This is a genomic window from Anoxybacillus gonensis (assembly GCF_001187595.1).
GTDB classification, from domain to species: Bacteria; Bacillota; Bacilli; order Bacillales; family Anoxybacillaceae; genus Anoxybacillus; species Anoxybacillus gonensis.
On sequence record NZ_CP012152.1, the window covers coordinates 2,443,481 to 2,462,939 of the forward strand.

Annotated in this window: 20 protein-coding genes, 1 tRNA gene, 1 other RNA gene and 1 pseudogene; 1 reads left to right on the plus strand and 22 read right to left on the minus strand. The window is 41.9% G+C overall.

What is annotated here, in order from left to right:
- Positions 1-6: 6 nt before the first annotated feature.
- The 20 genes and pseudogenes from AFK25_RS12825 to AFK25_RS12915 all read right to left on the minus strand — a co-directional run bounded on the left by AFK25_RS12825 (position 7) and on the right by AFK25_RS12915 (position 17,377).
- The gene (locus AFK25_RS12825) at positions 7-798 is read right to left on the minus strand and encodes an ABC transporter ATP-binding protein (protein WP_035066282.1); all 792 of its coding nucleotides are present in this window, start codon (positions 796-798) and stop codon (positions 7-9) included.
- Positions 785-1,819, minus strand: a complete 1,035-nt coding sequence (locus tag AFK25_RS12830; protein WP_035066280.1) for a FecCD family ABC transporter permease — start codon at positions 1,817-1,819, stop codon at positions 785-787. The genes AFK25_RS12825 and AFK25_RS12830 overlap by 14 nt, the downstream gene beginning before the upstream one ends.
- 18 nt (positions 1,820-1,837) lie before the next feature.
- Positions 1,838-2,767, minus strand: coding sequence for an ABC transporter substrate-binding protein (locus AFK25_RS12835; protein WP_035066277.1), 930 nt, complete (start codon positions 2,765-2,767; stop codon positions 1,838-1,840).
- Between the two features lie 165 nt (positions 2,768-2,932).
- Positions 2,933-3,285: a transfer-messenger RNA gene (gene ssrA, locus AFK25_RS14905) on the minus strand.
- 99 nt (positions 3,286-3,384) lie between these two features.
- Positions 3,385-3,849: an SsrA-binding protein SmpB gene (smpB, locus tag AFK25_RS12840; protein WP_003399367.1), complete on the minus strand. Its 465-nt coding sequence runs from the start codon at positions 3,847-3,849 to the stop codon at positions 3,385-3,387.
- Positions 3,850-3,927: 78 nt separating this feature from the next.
- A complete protein-coding gene (gene rnr / locus AFK25_RS12845; protein WP_035066274.1) occupies positions 3,928-6,207 on the minus strand; it encodes a ribonuclease R in 2,280 nt (759 codons plus the stop codon).
- Between the two features lie 20 nt (positions 6,208-6,227).
- A complete protein-coding gene (locus tag AFK25_RS12850) occupies positions 6,228-6,986 on the minus strand; it encodes an alpha/beta hydrolase (protein ID WP_276202797.1) in 759 nt (252 codons plus the stop codon).
- 31 nt (positions 6,987-7,017) lie between these two features.
- Positions 7,018-7,251, minus strand: a complete 234-nt coding sequence (secG, locus tag AFK25_RS12855) for a preprotein translocase subunit SecG (RefSeq protein ID WP_009362284.1) — start codon at positions 7,249-7,251, stop codon at positions 7,018-7,020.
- A gap of 114 nt (positions 7,252-7,365) precedes the next feature.
- A pseudogene (locus tag AFK25_RS15320) lies at positions 7,366-7,473 on the minus strand (hypothetical protein); the annotation flags it as partial.
- Positions 7,474-7,519: 46 nt separating this feature from the next.
- Entirely contained in the window at positions 7,520-7,726 is a 207-nt protein-coding gene (locus AFK25_RS12865) for a hypothetical protein (protein ID WP_019417451.1), read from the minus strand.
- Between the two features lie 37 nt (positions 7,727-7,763).
- Positions 7,764-8,252, minus strand: a complete 489-nt coding sequence (locus AFK25_RS12870) for a hypothetical protein (protein WP_019417452.1) — start codon at positions 8,250-8,252, stop codon at positions 7,764-7,766.
- A gap of 173 nt (positions 8,253-8,425) precedes the next feature.
- Positions 8,426-9,721: a phosphopyruvate hydratase gene (gene eno / locus AFK25_RS12875; RefSeq protein ID WP_009362285.1), complete on the minus strand. Its 1,296-nt coding sequence runs from the start codon at positions 9,719-9,721 to the stop codon at positions 8,426-8,428.
- A 19-nt stretch (positions 9,722-9,740) separates the two neighbouring features.
- The gene (gene gpmI, locus AFK25_RS12880; RefSeq protein WP_035066268.1) at positions 9,741-11,276 is read right to left on the minus strand and encodes a 2,3-bisphosphoglycerate-independent phosphoglycerate mutase; all 1,536 of its coding nucleotides are present in this window, start codon (positions 11,274-11,276) and stop codon (positions 9,741-9,743) included.
- Positions 11,273-12,028: a triose-phosphate isomerase gene (gene tpiA, locus AFK25_RS12885; RefSeq protein ID WP_035066254.1), complete on the minus strand. Its 756-nt coding sequence runs from the start codon at positions 12,026-12,028 to the stop codon at positions 11,273-11,275. Before tpiA ends, gpmI begins: the two co-directional genes overlap by 4 nt.
- A gap of 17 nt (positions 12,029-12,045) precedes the next feature.
- Entirely contained in the window at positions 12,046-13,230 is a 1,185-nt protein-coding gene (locus AFK25_RS12890) for a phosphoglycerate kinase (protein WP_035066251.1), read from the minus strand.
- A 116-nt stretch (positions 13,231-13,346) separates the two neighbouring features.
- The gene (gap, locus tag AFK25_RS12895) at positions 13,347-14,354 is read right to left on the minus strand and encodes a type I glyceraldehyde-3-phosphate dehydrogenase (RefSeq protein ID WP_009362289.1); all 1,008 of its coding nucleotides are present in this window, start codon (positions 14,352-14,354) and stop codon (positions 13,347-13,349) included.
- A 36-nt stretch (positions 14,355-14,390) separates the two neighbouring features.
- The gene (locus tag AFK25_RS12900; protein WP_009362290.1) at positions 14,391-15,422 is read right to left on the minus strand and encodes a sugar-binding transcriptional regulator; all 1,032 of its coding nucleotides are present in this window, start codon (positions 15,420-15,422) and stop codon (positions 14,391-14,393) included.
- A gap of 144 nt (positions 15,423-15,566) precedes the next feature.
- Entirely contained in the window at positions 15,567-15,791 is a 225-nt protein-coding gene (locus AFK25_RS12905) for a glutaredoxin family protein (RefSeq protein ID WP_009362291.1), read from the minus strand.
- A gap of 12 nt (positions 15,792-15,803) precedes the next feature.
- Positions 15,804-17,081 (minus strand): RNA polymerase factor sigma-54, encoded by a 1,278-nt coding sequence (gene rpoN, locus AFK25_RS12910; RefSeq protein ID WP_035066248.1) that lies wholly within the window; start codon positions 17,079-17,081, stop codon positions 15,804-15,806.
- Between the two features lie 224 nt (positions 17,082-17,305).
- Positions 17,306-17,377 (minus strand) — tRNA-Arg (locus tag AFK25_RS12915).
- A gap of 168 nt (positions 17,378-17,545) precedes the next feature.
- Between AFK25_RS12915 and clpP the strand changes: the two genes are divergently transcribed.
- Positions 17,546-18,181 (plus strand): ATP-dependent Clp endopeptidase proteolytic subunit ClpP, encoded by a 636-nt coding sequence (gene clpP / locus AFK25_RS12920; RefSeq protein ID WP_081957734.1) that lies wholly within the window; start codon positions 17,546-17,548, stop codon positions 18,179-18,181.
- A gap of 28 nt (positions 18,182-18,209) precedes the next feature.
- Here clpP and AFK25_RS12925 read toward each other — a convergent pair whose 3' ends face one another.
- Both AFK25_RS12925 and whiA read right to left on the minus strand, forming a co-directional pair.
- Entirely contained in the window at positions 18,210-18,467 is a 258-nt protein-coding gene (locus tag AFK25_RS12925; protein ID WP_035066245.1) for an HPr family phosphocarrier protein, read from the minus strand.
- Positions 18,468-18,486: 19 nt separating this feature from the next.
- A complete protein-coding gene (whiA, locus tag AFK25_RS12930) occupies positions 18,487-19,449 on the minus strand; it encodes a DNA-binding protein WhiA (protein WP_009362294.1) in 963 nt (320 codons plus the stop codon).
- Positions 19,450-19,459: the final 10 nt, after the last annotated feature.

Genomic DNA, 19,459 nt, shown 5'->3' on the forward strand with positions numbered 1-19,459 from the left:
CCTTTTCTACGTTAAACATGGAATGTGACACGTTTTTCGGATAGGAATGAAAAATGGTTTATCCCCTTCATAACGGATGTCGACATCAATACCGAATATATCTTGAAACATTTGTTTGCAAATCACACATTGTGTGCGATCATCATATTGAATCTTCCCGTCTTTCATCACAATCATTCGATTGCTGTATTGTGCCGCTTGATTAATGTCATGTAAAACCATAACGACTGTCATCCCTAATTGGTGATTCAACATTTGAATGAGTTCCATCACTTCTAATTGATGGGAAATATCTAAATATGTTGTCGGTTCATCAAGCAATAACACTTCAGGCCGTTGTGCCAACGCCATCGCAATCCATGCACGTTGACGCTCCCCACCAGACAAAGAGTGTAAAAATCGATATTCATACGATTGCAAATTTGTCATTTCTAATGCCCAACGAATCACTTTTTCATCTTCTTCATTTAACGATTGAAACCAACCTTTATGAGGGTTTCTACCAAACTCAACAAGTTCTCGAACCGTCATATCTAATTGATGATTGTTCGTTTGGGGCAACATCGCCATTTTTTTAGCGATCGCCTTACGACTTAACGTATGAATTTCACTTCCGTCCAACAAAACGGTCCCACCAATTGGCTTTAATACATGAGAAAGGAGACGAAGAAGCGTCGATTTTCCTGAACCGTTTGGTCCGATCAGGCTGACAATTTCTCCTTTTTGAATGTCAATATGAATATCTTCAATACAAAAATGATCCGAATGTTGATATGTGATATGTTTAGCCGAAAGCACGCACATTCCCCCTTTTATGGAGAATATATAAGAAAAACGGTCCACCTAAAAATGAAAGCAATAACCCAACCGGCAATTCAATTGGATCAAACCAACTGCGCGCAATCGTATCAGCAAACACAAGAAACGCCCCGCCCCCTAATGCTGATAACGGCAATACAAAACGATCATCGCTTCCAACAATAAGTCGAATCATGTGTGGAACGACAAGACCTATGAAACCAATTAATCCAGAAACACTGACCGCAATACCTGTTAGAAACGTACTAATGACAATTAAAAAGAAACGGGAACGTTCGACATGATGTCCTAACAGTTTCGCCATTTCATCTCCCAAATGGAGAATGCGAATGTGCCGAATAGCAAGAAGCGACAAAATCAATCCTGGGATGCTATAAAGCGCTAACAACTTTGCCTGCTCCATCGTCGCCCCTGAAATGACGCCTGCCATCCAAGGAAGAACCGCTTGCACGCGATCGCTATACAACAACATAATCGCACTCATCGTCGCACCAATAATGGCGTTAATGGCAACACCGACTAAAATAATTCTTGCAATGGATGAACCACCTTGCCATGCTAAAGCGTAAATAAGCATCGCTGTGACAAATCCTCCGATAAACGCTGCAAACGGCAACAAAATGATATATTGCGGCAGTACAATTGTAATAATGACCGCCATTAATGCCGCCCCTGACGATACACCGATAATGCCAGGGTCAGCAAGCGGATTTTTCATTACCCCTTGCATAATCGTTCCAGAAATAGATAAACACATGCCTACAATTAAGCCAACGATCGTTCTAGGCAACCGTAAGTCCCATACGATCGTATAAAACATCGAATCTTTTTCTCCCGTAAGCCCTTCCCAAACTTCATGCAATTGCAACTTCACACTTCCTGTGATGATCGAATATAAACATACGAATACAATGGAGATGAGAAGAAAAACGAACGTCCATATTCTTCTTTGCGCATAAGGATGCTTTCTTTTCTGTATTTCACTAAGAGATGTTTCCATCATGTGATCCCTCATCTATTACTTTTTCATTTTCGCTCGCACTTTTAATAACTCTTTATTCATATGATCTAATGCGTTTGTGATTTTCACTCCAGGGCTCGCAGCAAACAGTTCACTTGGTAAAAAGATGACGTTTTTATTTTTCACCGCTTTCAAGTTACGCCATGAACTTGTTGACATTAACTTAATCATTGCTTTTTTTGTTTCAGCATGGTTCGCATGTGTAATGATGAAAATCACATCTGGATTGCTCGCGATAATGCGTTCCGTACTTAAATTAGCGTATCCGGGATAGTCTTTCAGTTGCGAAAAGCTTGCTGCAATATTTTCTCCACCAGCTTTCGCTAATACATCACCGGAAAATGATGTCGGTAAGGCGACAAGCGAACTAGCCCCTGAACCGAATAAAATAACCGCACGTACTTTCGTTTTCGTTTTACTATATTTTTTTACTTTGCTATCAATCTTTCCAACTAACACTTTCGCTTTCTGTGCTTTGTTAAACAATTTTCCTAGTAATGTTATGGACGATTTAATATCATTCACAGAACTCCCAGAAGTGATAACGACTTTCAATCCCAATGATTGCGCTTTTTGAATATGCCCTAAAAAAGATGTCCCTGCAATCACTACATCCGGCTGTAAACTAACGATTTTTTCGAAGTTTGGTTGATGAATGTTTCCTACTTGCGGAACAGATTGTAAACTTGCATCCACAGGTGTAGCAGAAGTCGGTCGCCCTACGACTTGTACACCGAGCGCTTGAAGCGTATGTAAGTCCCCCGGACTTAGTACAACAACACGTTTTGGTGTACGATCAAACGTCACTGTTCGCCCGGCTAAATCTTTAATGGTTAGCCCGGTCGCGGCTTCAGCCGTCCCACCGTTGAAAGCAAACAACCCGACAAGCAAACATAAAGATAGGACATAAGAAAATAATTTCCTCATTTCCCTTTCTCCTTTCTAATGATTATCATTATCATTTACGAATAATATGATAATCGATATTGATAATCTTTGTCAATTAGTTTTTCGCATATAAAAGTTATAAACGATAGAAACGTATCCAAAATAAAAAACGACCGCCAACGCAGTCGTTTTCCTCTTTACTAAGTATGGAGACGGTGGGAGTCGAACCCACGTCCAGAGATATCGCCACTTAAGCGTCTACGAGCGTAGTCGGTATATTTCGCTTTCGCCGCTTCTTCCGCCTACCGACAGGCATCCGAGCAGCTAGTCTGATTGATCTCTTCCCTCGTCCTCAGACGGCGGACTTAGGCGTAGCCCACTTGTTATGAACCCCTAGGCCGCCACATGGGCGATGGCGGTAGGAGCTAGCCGCATAAATTAAGCAGCTAAAGCGTAGTTTTCTTTGCCAGTTATCTTTAAGTGACGTTTTTACGAGGACGATCCCCTCGGCTCGCAGCTTAAGCTCGATCTACCCCTGTCGAATCCGTAACGTCCCCGTATAAGAGAAACGTACGAAGGAAGCTTAAGCTTTTATAACTGGCTGACATCATTTATTATAGCACATTCCCGATCATTTGCAATTGTAACTTCTTGGATTATTTCTGACGTTCACGAAATGCACGTTCTACTTCGCGTTGCGCTTCTTTCTTTTTCATATCTTCCCGTTTGTCGTATTTTTTCTTTCCTTTTCCGACCCCTAACAACAATTTCGCAAAGCCATCTTTAATGTATAGTTTTAACGGCACAAGCGTATAGCCTTGCTCTTTCGTATAACCGATAAGCTTATTAATTTCGCGACGGTGAAGCAATAATTTGCGCGTCCGCAACGGATCGTGATTGTAGCGATTGCCTTGTTCGTACGGACTAATATGCATATTATGCAAAAACACTTCGCCTTTTTCCACTTTTGCGAATGAATCTTTTAAATTCACTTTTCCAGCGCGAATCGATTTAATTTCCGTTCCTTGCAACACAAGTCCTGCTTCGTACGTTTCTTCGATAAAATAATCGTGATGCGCTTTTTTATTTTGAGCAATGAGCTTTCCTTCCCCTTTTGGCATTTGTTTCCCTCCCTTCAGACAACGAATATTTTAACAAAAATGATAAGAAAGGAAAAGCCTCTACTGACGAGGCTTTTCTTATCGTTTTTTCTTTTTCTTCTTTTTCATGTTTGGTATATCTTCATAAAACTTTTTCTTTTTCTTCGTTTTTTTCGTTGGCCATGGCTCTTCTTCTTTTTTCTTTCTCCGTTTTCCTTCAATGACAACAGGAGATGCTTTTGGTTGTTTGTTTTTCCGACCTTTCATGCCGACAATTTCAAAGTCGACGATGCGCTCCTCTTTATTCACATGAATGACGCGCACCGTAATTTGATCGCCAATGCGATATACTTTCCCCGTTCGCTCACCAATCATCGCATAATGTTGCTCGTCGTAATGATAATAATCATCTGTTAAATAGCTGACGTGCACAAGTCCTTCGACTGTATTCGGCAGTTCGACAAACAAACCAAAATTCGTGACGGAACTAATAATGCCGTCAAACTCCATGCCGATTTTATCTTCCATAAACTCGGTTTTCTTCAAGTCATCTGTCTCACGCTCTGCTTCGACGGCACGGCGCTCCATATTCGACGTATGTTCCGCAATTTCCGGAAGCTTCTCCGCCCATTTTTGCTGCGTTTGCTCGTCGATTTGCCCATGAATTAAATATGTGCGAATAAGACGATGGACGATTAAGTCTGGGTAGCGACGAATCGGCGACGTAAAATGCGTATAAAATTCCGTTGATAGTCCGTAGTGCCCGAGGCTTTCGGCGTCATAGCGCGCTTGCTTCATCGAGCGAAGCATAACGGTCGACACGACCATTTCTTCCGGCTCGCCACGCACCGCTTCTAACACTTCTTGTAAGGCACGAGGATGAATTTGGTTTCCTGTTCCTTTGACAATATAGCCGAAATTCGTAATAAACTCTAAAAAGCGCTGCAATTTTTCAGGCTTCGGATCTTCATGTACACGGTAAATAAACGGCACGTTCATCCAATGAAAATGTTCAGCAATCGTTTCATTTGCCGCAAGCATAAATTCCTCGATTAATCGCTCCGCAACAGAACGCTCACGCAACACGACGTCATACGGCTTGCCGTTTTCATCGACGAGCACTTTCGCTTCTTTAAAGTCAAAATCAATGGCACCGCGTTTCATGCGCTTGTTTCGTAAAATATCGGCTAACTCTGCCATTAACTCAAACATCGGCACAAGCGGAGCATACTTTTCTCGAAGCGCCTCGTCTTTATCAACGAGAATGCGGTTCACATCGGAATACGTCATTCTCTCTGTCGTGCGAATGACACTTTGGAAAATTTCATGTTGAACGACTTCGCCACGATCGTTAATTTCCATCTCGCACGATAACGTTAACCGATCGACTTTCGGATTTAATGAACAAATACCGTTTGACAGTCGATGCGGAATCATCGGAATGACGCGATCTACTAAATAAACGCTCGTTCCACGCTCGTATGCTTCACGGTCAATCGGTGATCCTTCGGTGACGTAATGGCTTACATCCGCAATATGAACGCCGAGTTTGTAGTTTCCGTTTTCTAATTTCGTCACCGTCACGGCATCGTCTAAGTCTTTTGCATCTTCCCCGTCGATCGTGACAATCATCTCATTGCGCAAGTCACGGCGATCTTTTATCTCCTCTTCAGAAATCGTATCAGGAATGCTGTTCGCATGTTCAAGGACGTCTTCAGGGAATTGAAGCGGCAATCCATGTTTATGAATAATGGATAAAATATCGACCCCAGGATCGTTTTTATGTCCTAAAATTTTAATAACTTCTCCTTCTGCGCTTATGCGTCCTTCCGGATACGTCGTGAGGCGGACGACAACTTTATGCCCCTCCACTGCGCCGTTTGCGGCATGTTTCGGAATAAAAATATCGTTCACAATCTTTTTATCGTCTGGAATGACAAAGCCGAAGTTTTTACTTTCTGTATACGTGCCGACAACTTCTGTAATGCCACGCTCAATAATGCGGACAATCGTTCCTTCTTGACGCGCCCCCGTTGCTTGTCCGTTTACACGCACGAGAACGGTATCACCGTGCATCGCATTTTTCAGCTCTGATGGTGGAATAAAAATATCGTCAAGCGTTGGATCTTCTGGAACGACAAACGCAAATCCTTTCGCATGACCTGTCACTTTCCCACGAATTAAGTTCATTTTTTCAGGTAGCCCGTAGCGATTGCTTCTTGTTCGAACGATCAACCCTTCTTCTTCTAACGCCACAAGTGTTTTAACAAGCTCTTTAAACTCCGCGGCGTCTGTAATATGAAACGCTTCTTCTAATTCTTGAACCGTAAGCGGTTTATACGCTTCATCGCGCATAAATGCTAATAATTTTTCCTTCATTTACTTCCTCCTTTCGAGGATTACCAATCTAATGATTCTAAAAATGTATAAATGTCTTCGTGAAGCTGTTCTTTTTCTTTATCAAGCGTAATGACGTGTCCTGACTCCTCATACCATTTGATTTGTTTTACGGGAGATTCGACGCCGTTATAAATAATATTTGCACTATCTGGGTTAATCATGTCATCATGACGCGCTTGCACGACAAAAACAGGGGCATAAATATAATCAAGATGATCGCGCACATCGGCGATCAGTTGTTGTAGTGCTTTCAGCGTTTTCATCGGCGTTTTCGCAAACTCGGTCATTTCTTGCTCGATTTGCTCCTCGCTTTTTCCTTCCCGCTTTTTATATTCGCGGGCGTACGCTAAAACTCCTTCATACATCGTCTGCTCGCTTTTAATATACATCGGGGCGCACATCGGCACGATGCCCACGACAGGAACAGTATAGCCAAGTTTTAACGAAAACACACCGCCAAGTGACAATCCAACGACAGCGATTTTTTCATGGGTTTGTTTTAAATATTCATAAGCGTTCATCACATCTTGCCACCAATCTTCTGGACCGGTATGAACGAGCTCTTCTGGCGGCACACCATGTCCTTTGTAAATTGGGGCATGACACGTATATCCTTTCGCTTGTAAAAAACGACCGAGCATGCGCACGTCGGCAGAGTTTCCTGTAAATCCGTGCAATAACAATACTGCCCGTTCACCTGCTTCAAACGTAAACGGTTGTGGTGCAACTAGCTTCACAACAATTCCTCCCTTCTCCATGAAAAAAGCGATCCGCATCGCTGGACCGCTGTTACAGTTCAAAATAAGTGACAGCTACTGTTAATACGAAAAACAACACGGCAAGAACAACAGTCACACGGTGCAACACCGCATCAATCCCGCGTGCTTTCTGTTTGCCGAACAATTGTTCAGCCCCGCCTGTAATCGCACCCGAAAGCCCTGCGCTTCGACCGGATTGCAATAAAACAACCGCAATCATTCCGATCGAAACAATAACAAGCAACGTAACAAGAAACGTATGCATACTTTACACCTCCAACGACGCACATCAATCACAATAGTTTTATTTTAACATAACAACATTCATTTGTACAACGAGCAACAAGGATGCCTACGTGAGGCATCCTTGTTTATACACTTACTTCTTCAAGTTGTAGAATGTTTTCATTCCTTCGTATACCGCTGTTTCGCCTAATTGGTCTTCAATGCGAAGCAATTGGTTGTATTTTTCCACGCGGTCATTTCTTCCTTTTTTATCCATAAATATAGCAAAAGTAACTCCTGTGTCCAGCTTACATTTTATTTCTTATTTCACGCTCTAGTTCCTCAATCTCCAACTTCCATTTATCACGTGTACTGTACAGTACTTCACATATAAAACTTGAAAAAGAACTCTTATTTTTGGATATCTCCTGTTCTAATTTTATTAAATCTTGTTTTAGTCTTCTAACTGCTTCCTTTTTTTCTTCGATTGATAAGTATTCATAAATTTTTCTCATTTTTATCTCCCCATGTCATTTTGATGAAACATAAAAATTAAAGAACTAACCAAGTAATCGTTCTTGCAATAGCATCAGCGATAGGTAACGAATATGTACCAGGTACCCCTGCTACCATTAATAAAGAGTTTAACTTATTTTTAATTGTGATTTGAGCCAAATCACTCGCATCATCAACCCAATTTTCGAGATCATCTAGTGATTTCACTACTTTGTCTTTATTATTCTCAAAGTATTTTGCTGTGTCTTTATCAAGCCACTTGAGTATATAGTTTAAAACGTCTCCTCCTTTATCAGTGGCAATTTTAATAATTTTAATTGCTTGTTTAACTAGAAATCCTTTTATCCCATAAGAATGTACATCCTGTTGAGTAATTTGTGATTTTTGAGTAATTGGTATAGTTATTGAATACATATCGGAGGATTCTTCTTTTAGCAGAATAGTCGAGCGATTAGTCATTGCATTTACTGAATCGACATACATCATAAAAACAACTAAAAAACAAAAAAATCCAGTCAAAATCAAGCTACATATTTTCCTCCTCATTTTGACTATCTCACACCCCTAATACATTTTTTTACAAACCGATTATATTAGGGCTTATTTTTATTTGTCAATATGTTTTCTTCGACATACTTCTTTTAAATTTGACATAATAAACAAAAGGATGCCCACGTGAGGCATCCTTGTTTGCGTTTTTACTTCTTCAAGTTGTAGAACGTTTTTACTCCATCGTATACCGCTGTTTCGCCTAATTGGTCTTCAATGCGAAGCAATTGGTTGTATTTCGCCACGCGGTCTGTGCGTGAAGGGGCACCTGTTTTAATTTGACCCGCGTTTGTTGCGACCGCGATGTCAGCGATGGTGCTATCTTCTGTTTCACCAGAACGGTGAGAAATAACCGCTGTATAGCCTGCGCGTTTTGCCATTTCAATCGCTTCAAACGTTTCTGTTAACGTACCGATTTGGTTCACTTTAATTAAGATCGAGTTCCCTACACCTTGTTCAATACCTTGCGCTAATTTTTTCGTATTTGTTACGAATAAGTCGTCACCAACAAGTTGTACTTTTTTGCCAAGGCGCTCTGTTAATAACTTATGACCAGCCCAGTCGTTTTCATCTAAGCCGTCTTCGATCGAGATGATCGGATATTTGTTAACAAGCTCTTCATACCAAGCAACCATTTCTTCAGACGTTTTTACAACGCCTTCGCCTTCTAAATGGTATTTGCCTGTTTCTTTGTTGTAAAGTTCAGAAGAAGCAACGTCCATCGCAAGCATGACTTCTGTGCCTGGTTTGTATCCTGCTTTTTCGATCGCTTCAATAATTGTTTCAAGCGCTTCTTCGTTTGATTTTAAGTTTGGTGCGAATCCACCTTCATCACCAACCGCTGTATTGTAACCTTTTGCTTTTAATACCGATTTTAAGCTATGGAAAATTTCCGCACCCATACGAAGCGCTTCACGGAAGTTTGGTGCGCCAACTGGCATAATCATAAATTCTTGAATGTCAACGTTGTTATCTGCATGCGCACCGCCATTTAAAATGTTCATCATTGGCACTGGCAACGTTTTTGCGTTAAAGCCGCCTAAATATTGATATAAAGGAATACCTAAGTAATCAGCAGCTGCGCGCGCAACAGCCATCGATACGCCAAGGATGGCGTTCGCACCTAATTTTCCTTTATTTTCTGTACCATCTAAAGCAATTAATGCGCGGTCAATCGCTACTTGCTCTGTTACATCGTAGCTACCGATTAACGCTGGCGCGATCACTTCGTTTACGTTTTTCACCGCTTGTAATACACCTTTACCGAGGTAACGACCTTTGTCGCCATCGCGCAATTCAACAGCTTCGTATTCCCCTGTTGATGCTCCGCTTGGAACGAGGGCACGTCCAAATGCACCAGATTCTGTGTATACTTCTACCTCTACTGTCGGATTGCCGCGAGAGTCTAATACTTCACGAGCATAAATGTCAATAATTGTTGGCATCGTTCATCTCTCCTTTAGTTTATTTTTGAATTAACGTTTTTCCTGTCATTTCTTTTGGTTGTTGTAAGCCGAGTAAATCGAGCATCGTTGGCGCTAAGTCGCCTAAAATACCGTCTTGGCGAAGCGTAATGCCTTTTTTCGTGACGATGACCGGCACCGGATTTGTCGTGTGCGCCGTATTTGGGCTGCCATCTGGATTTAATACTTCATCTGCATTTCCGTGGTCTGCCGTAATGATCGCAATACCGCCTTTAGCGATGATTGCATCAACAACTTTTCCTAAACATTCGTCGACCGCTTCAACTGCTTTAATTGTCGGTTCTAACATCCCAGAGTGGCCAACCATATCAGGATTTGCGTAGTTTAAAACGATCGCATCGAATTTGTCCGCTTCAATTTCTTTTAATAGCGCTTCTGTCACTTCGTATGCGCTCATTTCTGGTTTTAAGTCGTATGTTGCCACTTTTGGCGAGTCAATTAAAATGCGCTCTTCGCCAGGAAACTTTTCTTCACGACCGCCGCTCATGAAGAAAGTAACATGTGGATATTTTTCCGTTTCTGCAATACGCAATTGCTTTAACCCGTTTTGTGATAATACTTCACCGAGCGTATTATCAAGGTTCGTTGGCTTAAATGCCACGTACCCTTTTACTGTTTCACTAAAGTGTGTTAAGCATACGAAAAACAAGTTTTTCGGATGTTTCGGTCCGCGATCAAATGAACGAAAATCATCGTTCGTAAACGTATTTGAAATTTGAATCGCACGGTCAGGACGGAAGTTGTAAAAAATGACCGCATCGTTATCTTGAATCGTCGCGACTGGTGATCCATCTTCACGAACGATAACAGATGGCAAGACGAATTCGTCATAAATGCCATTTGCGTAAGAATCATCGATGCACGCAAGCGGATCACGGTATGATGGACCTTCGCCATACACCATCGCGCGATACGCTTTTTCTACGCGCTCCCAACGTTTGTCGCGGTCCATGGAATAATAACGACCAGATAGCGTAGCGATTTCGCCAACACCAATTTGTGCAATTTGTTCATTTAACTGTTGAATATACGTTTTCGCTGTTTGTGGACCGACGTCGCGTCCGTCTAAAAAGCCGTGAATATACACATGTTTGACGCCTTCTTTTGCTGCTAGCTTCAAGAGGGCGAACAAATGATTAATATGGCTATGCACGCCGCCGTCTGAAAGAAGTCCGAAAATGTGCAAATTCGTTCCATTCTTTTTCACATGATCCATCGCTGCTAAAAACGTTTCGTTGCGCTCAAATTCGCCTTCACGAATGGCGATGTTGACGCGCGTTAAGCTTTGGTACACAATGCGACCGGCCCCGATATTTAAATGGCCAACTTCCGAGTTCCCCATTTGTCCTTCAGGAAGTCCAACCGCTTCACCGCACGCCGTTAACGTCGCATGTGGATATTCATTCCAATATCGATCAAAGTTTGGCTTTTTCGCTTGTGCAACCGCGTTACCAAACGTTTCTTCACGAAGAGCAAATCCGTCTAAAATAATTAATGCTACTGGTTTTTTGCTCATTTTCCTGCCTCCACGAGTTGTAAAAACGATTGTGGTTGTAAGCTTGCACCGCCAACGAGTGCACCGTCAATATGCTCTTCTGCTAAAAATGCACCGATATTTTCCGGTTTCACGCTACCACCGTATTGAATGCGCACCGCATCAGCAGCTTGTTGTGAAAATGCATTGGCAATCACTTGACGAATATAGCCGCATACGTTGTTTGCATCTTCCGCTGTAGACGATTTTCCTGTTCCAATCGCCCAAATTGGTTCATAAGCAATAACGACTTGTTTCACTTGCTCTTCTGTTAAACCGGCAAGCGCTTTTTCAACTTGTGCGCCGACCACTTCGTTTGTACGATTGCTTTCCCGTTCTTCTAACGTCTCACCGCAACAAACGATTGGTACAAGTCCATGTTTAAATGCCGCAAGCACTTTTTTATTTACTGTTTCATCTGTTTCTGCAAACATTTCACGGCGCTCTGAATGACCGATGATGACATACTCTACACCGATATGTTTTAATGCAACAGGGCTAATCTCCCCTGTAAATGCGCCTTGATCTTCAAAATGCATATTTTGCGCACCAATTTTTACATTCGTTCCTTTTGCCGCTTCTACTAAATGCGCTAAAAAGAGCGCTGGAGCACATACAACCGTATCGACTTGTTCTTTTGAAGGAACGGCATGCTTCACTTCTTCAATAAATTGAAGCGCTTCTTGTAGCGTTTTATGCATTTTCCAGTTTCCTGCAATAATCGGCTTTCGCATCGCTTTTAACCCCTTTCTTACTTATCGTTCAACGCGACGACACCTGGAAGTTGTTTTCCTTCCATAAATTCAAGCGACGCACCGCCACCTGTTGAAATGTGATCCATTTTGTCTGCAAGTCCAAATTTCTCAACTGCCGCTGCTGAATCGCCGCCACCGATGACCGTATATGTACCTTCTGCATCAGCAAGCGCTTGAGCAACTGCTTTTGTCCCTTCCGCAAACGCATCCATTTCGAATACGCCCATCGGACCGTTCCAAATGACAAGTTTTGATTTTAAAATGACGTCGCGGTACAATTCACTTGTTTTCGGACCGATATCAAGTCCTTCCCAGTCGCTTGGAATTTCATCGATGTTCACTACTTTTTTGTTTGCATCATTTGAAAAATCGTCCGCAACGACTGCGTCAACAGGCATATAGAAGTTCACGCCTTTTTCTTTCGCCTTTTCCATAAAAGATTTTGCAAGTTCGATTTTATCTTCCTCTAATAATGATTTTCCGATTTCGTGGCCAAGCGCTTTGACAAATGTGTAAGCTAACCCGCCACCAATAATTAAATTGTCAACTTTGTCTAATAAGTTTTCGATTACGCCGATTTTATCTTTTACTTTCGCACCACCGATAATTGCGGTGAACGGACGGTCTGGATTTGACAATGCTTTTCCTAATACTTCGATTTCTTTTTCCATTAAGAAGCCAGCCACAGCAGGTAAGTGGTGAGCGATCCCTTCCGTTGATGCATGTGCACGGTGAGCGGCACCAAACGCATCGTTAACGTATACGTCAGCGAGTTCTGCAAATGCTTTCGCTAACTCTGGATCGTTTTTCTCTTCACCAGGATAGAAACGAACGTTTTCAAGCAATAATACATCGCCTTCATTCATTTGTGCAATCGCAGCTTTCACCGCATCGCCATACGCTTCATCCGTTTTTACGACGCGCTTACCAAGCAGTTCGCTCAAACGTTCTGCCACAGCATTTAAACGCATTTCTTCAACAACTTTCCCTTTCGGACGGCCGAGATGGCTTGCTAAAATGACTTTCGCTCCTTGCTCCATCAAATATTGAATGGTTGGAAGCGCGGCGCGAATACGCGTATCGTCAGTAACGACACCGTTTTGCATTGGCACGTTAAAGTCGACGCGACAAAAGACACGTTTCCCTTTCACATCAATGTCACGAACTGTTTTTTTGTTCATGGAAAGGCCTCCTTATTCGTGTGGTACATAGAAAGGGAGTGGGGATGATCCCCGCTCCCCTTCTCGGTATTTCCAACTATTTATTATAAACCGTTTTGGGCAAACAATCCAAAAAATTATAAGCCTTTTGACGCAATGTATGCAGCAAGGTCAACAACGCGGTGAGAGTATCCTGTTTCGTTATCGTACCAAGAAAGAACTTTCACCATGCGACCTTCCATAACCATTGTTGAAAGTGCATCGATTGTTGAAGAAGCTGTTGAGCCGTTGTAGTCACGAGAAACAAGTGGCTCTTCGCTGTAAGCAAGAATACCTTTTAATTCACCTTCTGCTGCCGCTTTTAATGCTGCATTTACTTCTTCAACTGTTACTTCTTTTTCTAGTTCAGCAACAAGGTCAACAACAGAAACGTTTGGTGTTGGTACGCGCATTGCCATACCGTTTAATTTTCCTTTTAATTCAGGCAATACAAGTGCTACGGCTTTCGCTGCACCTGTTGATGTTGGAATGATTGATTCCGCCGCTGCACGCGCACGACGCAAGTCTTTATGTGGTAAGTCAAGAATTTGTTGGTCGTTTGTATATGCGTGAACAGTTGTCATCATTCCGCGGATAATACCGAATTTTTCATGCAATACTTTTGCAAATGGCGCTAAGCAGTTTGTTGTACAAGATGCGTTTGAAATCACATGATGGTTTGCTGGGTCATATTTGTCTTGGTTTACGCCCATTACGATTGTAATGTCTTCATTTGTCGCTGGTGCAGAAATGATTACTTTTTTCGCACCTGCTTCTAAATGTTTCGCTGCATCTTCACGTTTTGTGAAGCGTCCTGTTGATTCAACAACGATGTCAACACCAAGATCGCCCCATCCTAAGTTTGCTGGGTCACGTTCTGCTTTTACGATAATTTCTTTTCCGTTTACAACGATGTTATTTCCGTTTACAGACACTTCTGCATCTAATGTGCCGTGAACAGAGTCATATTTTAAAAGATGTGCTAACGTTTTTGCATCTGTTAAGTCGTTTACTGCTACTACTTCAATTTCAGGATTTTTTAATGCTGCACGAAATACGTTGCGGCCGATACGACCAAAACCGTTAATACCAATTTTTACTGCCATCGTTTTTGTCCTCCTTTGGAATTGTAAGGATATATTTTAGAGGGATGAATCATCCCGTACTAACTGTTTTGCTGCACCTTCATCTGTAATTAAGATGCACTGATTCGCCTGTTTTATATACGCTTGAATTGCTTTTGCTTTCGAAGCTCCTCCTGCAACCGCGATCACGCAAGGAACGTGGCGTACATCTTCGAGCTGAATGCCAACTGTATTTACTTTATGCACGACGTCTCCGTGCTGATTAAAGTAATATCCAAACGCTTCCGCCACCGCTTCGTTTTGTTCAATTTTTTTCATTTCTTCTGGCGGCGTTTTTCTTCGTTCCGCCATCGTTTTCGCATCGCCAATTCCGTGAATGACGATCGTTGATGATTTAATTAATTCTAGTACTTCTCGAATAGCAGGTTCTTCAATAATCGATTGATACGTTTCAGCACTTAGCTGGTCAGGAACATGCAACAAACGATAATGCCCCATCGCTTTTTCAGCCATGCGCGCACAAATCGTGTTCGCTTGGTTTGTTACATCTTCTCCAAGCCCACCGCGTGCTGGAACGAATAACACATCGCGATATTTTAGGTCGGGTGTCATCATTTCAGCAACAGCAGCAAGGGTTGTTCCACCCGTCACCGCAACAATGTCATTCCCTTTTAGCGAATGTTTTATTCGTGAGACACAAGCTCTTCCCATTTCTCTTTTCACCCAAGGAGACTGGTCGCTATCACCAGCAACGACAATGACGTCTTCGACAGGAAGCTTCTTTTTTATTTTTCTTTCTAATTCTTTCAACCCTAATACTTCTCGCATCATATCTTCTAGCTGTATGAGCACATCATTTCCTTCAGCTGTAATGCTCATGCCTGCAGCTGTAATATCAAGTAAATGTTGCTCTTTTAAAAACTGCACTTCCGAACGTAAAACGCGCTCGCTAATGCCTAAGTTGAGCGACAACGTTCGTCGTCCGATCGGCTGCATTAACCGAATGTGCTGCAAAATTTCATATCGCTTTTGCATAATCACGAGAAGATCAGGCAACAATTTTCGTTGAACATCAATCCATTGTCGCATGCTCTTTTCTTCCTTCTTTACTCTCTTTTTCTTTTGTAGGACGTTTTAAGTCCCACCATGGCGTATTGTGTCCCACTTTGTGTAAAAAAATTCACCCCTGCTACAACTTCATTGTAACAGGAAGTGAAACATTGTTCAACTGCTTCATTTTTGTTGTAATCGCTTTCTTATGACATCTTTGTGAATGCGGCCATATGCAATCATCTCTCCATCGACTTCAATGACCGGAATGATGAGATGATACTGCTCAAGCAATTGTTCGTCTTTGTAAATATCGACTTCTTCCCATTCCACTTGTAACTCTCGAAGAATCGCTTTCGCCTCATCACAAAGACAGCAATTTTCTTTCGAATATACGATCACTTTCATGTTTTTCCCCTCTTACGCATATTGCTTTCGTTTCGAAGCTGGCGGAATATGAAGCTGTTCGCGATATTTTGCAACCGTCCGCCGTGCAACACAAATATTGTAACGTTGTTCAAGTAAATCAGCAATGTTTTGATCAGAAAGAGGTTTTTGGCTATTTTCTTGTTTAATCAGTTCAGCAATTAAACTTTTTACTTTTTCTTGCGACGCATCATCTACACCACTAGTGAAAAAGCGACGCATTTCAATTAACCCATGAGGCGTTTGCATATATTTATTTTTTACTGCGCGACTAACTGTCGATTCATGCATGTTTAATGAAGCAGCAACATCACGCATCGTGAGCGGTTTCATATGGAGCGAACCTTTTTCAAAATAATCGCGTTGCTTATCGATTAACTCGAGCGTAATTCTCTCCATCGTCGTCGCTCGTTGAGTTAAACACCGCTGAATCCACTGAAACTGCTGCCTTTTTTCTTCGATATATTTTCGAACATGCGGATCGTCCGTCTGTACTTTCCGTTCATACGCTTCATTCCATACAACCGTTGGAACGATTTCTTCATTCATCGTCACCGTCCATGTTCCGTTATCGTATGAAACGATGACATCCGGTACAATATACGTCATTTGCTCATCATTATATAAACTTCCTGGACGTGGATGAAGCGTGCGAATCAGTTCCCACACTCGTTGTAAATCGCTTAATTCCACACCTAGTTTCGCTTTTATTTCTTTCCACTTTTTATTGACAAACGGTTCAAAATACTCCGTGACAATGTTCTCCGCTAACTCATCCCTTTCTGGAAGACGAATGAGTTGTAAATATAAACAATGTGACAAATTTTCCGCTCCTACTCCCGCTGGATCAAGTGAACGTAACATATGCAGAGCATTTGACACAACCGTTTCTTCCAATTGAAGATGGCAAGCCGCCTCCGCAATCGTCGTATGCAAGTAACCCCATTCATCAAGCGAAGCAATTAAATAATCGAGCGCTTTTTTATGCTCATTCGATACACGCATACCGACAAGTTGGGCATGCAAATGGGAAGGAAGCGAATGTTTAAAAGCGCTTACATTTTCGATATAATCCATCCGATCTGTTTGCTCACGCCGCCTATGAATCGGCCGTTTTCGCTCACGTAGCTCGATAAATGGATTTTCAAGCGCTTGTTCGTGTAAAAGCGATTGCAATTCTACTGTCGAATATTGCAACAATTCAATCGCTTGGACAAGCTCTTTTGTCAACGCAACTTTTAGTTCTTGTCTTTGCGTTAATTGCATCTCCATTCATGCCATCTCCCTTCATCCTCATTTTATCATCTCGATCAGAAAGAGACGATAAAAACATATTGGATGTTTTTTCTACTATGCATATGCATCGAAGGCATGTTATCATTCTTATAGAACAAGCGAGCAAGCCTCGCAACATTCATCTATTCGTCCGGTGCGGCACACCGGACTTTATTTTTGTAAACAAAAACCCTGCTTGCGACGCAAGCAGGGTTCCATAACGCCCTCGGCAGGATTCGAACCCACGCTAAGAGAACCGGAATCTCTCGTGCTATCCACTACACTACGAGGGCATAACGATAAATGCACTTACCATTATAGTGAAGAAGAAAAAAAAATGCAATAGCCATGACGTTTAAAATTTCGGAAAGCGGAAACGATGAAAGAAGGGATGATGAACAAAAAACGCGAATACATATAAGCAAAAGGGATTTCATTTGACCTTTATTGACCTTTTTTGTATGATAAAAGTACATAAAAAAACGAATGATCGGAGGAGGAAGAGTATGAACTTAATTCCTACAGTTATTGAACAAACAAGCCGCGGGGAGCGCGCCTATGACATTTACTCCCGTTTATTAAAAGACCGCATTATTATTTTAGGAAGCCCGATTGACGATCATGTCGCCAACTCGATCGTTTCTCAGCTTTTATTTTTAGCAGCTGAAGATCCTGAGAAAGACATTTCTCTTTACATTAACAGCCCTGGTGGATCGATTACAGCAGGCATGGCGATTTACGATACGATGCAATTTATTAAACCAGACGTATCGACCATTTGTATCGGTATGGCGGCTTCTATGGGAGCGTTTTTACTTGCGGCAGGTGCCAAAGGAAAACGTTTCGCATTGCCGAATAGTGAAATTATGATTCATCAGCCGCTTGGTGGCGTGCAAGGTCAAGCGACAGAAATCGAAATTGCAGCAAAACGCATTTTATTCTTGCGCGATAAATTAAATCGTATTTTGTCTGAAAATACAGGGCAACCAATTGAAGTCATTGAGCGCGACACAGACCGCGACAACTTTATGACAGCAGAAAAGGCAAAAGAATACGGTTTAATTGACCGTGTATTGACACGCGTCGATGAAAAGTAAAACAAGGCGGCCATCCCGCCTTGTTTTTTTATGATTCTTGTTCAACATATTGAACGAGCTTGTTTAACGCCTCTTTTTCATCGGATCCATTCGCATAAATCGTAATGACCGCCCCTGTATGAATCGCTAAACTCATGACACCCATAATACTTTTCGCATTCACTTTTTTTCCATCTTTTTCGATATATACATCAGCTGAAAAGCGGTTCGCTTCTTGAACAAACAACGCGGCTGGACGCGCTTGCAATCCTGTTTTTAAGCGTACTTCCACTTGTTTTTCTACCATTATGCATTCCTCCCATAGTTTACAAAGATTTATGAAAATCAATCGGCTGACCGGCGCGAAGCCGTTCCGCAATTTCATCTAATTTGCGCAGACGATGGTTAATGCCAGATTTACTAATTTTCCCCCCAGAAACCATTTCCCCGAGCTCTTTTAACGTTACATCTTGATATTCGATGCGCAATTTTGCAATTTCACGAAGTTTTTCAGGCAGTTGATCAAGGCCAATCGTTTCATCAATATAACGAATGTTTTCGACTTGACGTAACGCTGCGCCAATCGTTTTGTTTAAATTCGCTGTTTCACAATTGACAAGACGATTGACAGAATTACGCATATCGCGCACGATGCGCACATCTTCAAATCGCAATAACGCTTGGTGCGCGCCGATAATGCTCAAAAATTCCCCAATTTTCTCTGCTTCTTTTAAATACGTAATAAAACCTTTTTTTCGCTCGAGCGTGCGCGCATGTAAATGAAAATTCGTGTTCATCAGTTCACAAAGCGATTCGTTATGCTCACGATACAACGAAAAGATTTCTAAATGATAAGACGATGTTTCCGGATTGTTGACAGATCCCCCGGCTAAAAACGCGCCACGCAAATACGAGCGCTTACAACATTTTTTGTGCACAAGCTCTGGTGAAATGGAACGGACGAACGAGAATCCTTCTTCCATAATTTTTAAATCCGACAATAACTCATGCGTTCCTTCGACAACGCGGACAATATATACGTTATTTTTCTTTAGGCGCATCTTTTTACGAACAAGTAGTTCGACAACGACATCGTACCCTTTTTTTAGTAACGTATAAATTCGCCTTGCAATCGCAGCATTTTCTGTTTGAATATTTAATACTAAACGGCGATTGGAAAATGAAATGGAACCGTTCATTCGAATTAAGGCAGATAACTCTGCTTTTAAACAACACGTTTTTACTTCGATATTCGTCAATTCTTTTTTTGTTTCCGATGCAAACGACAACAATCTCACC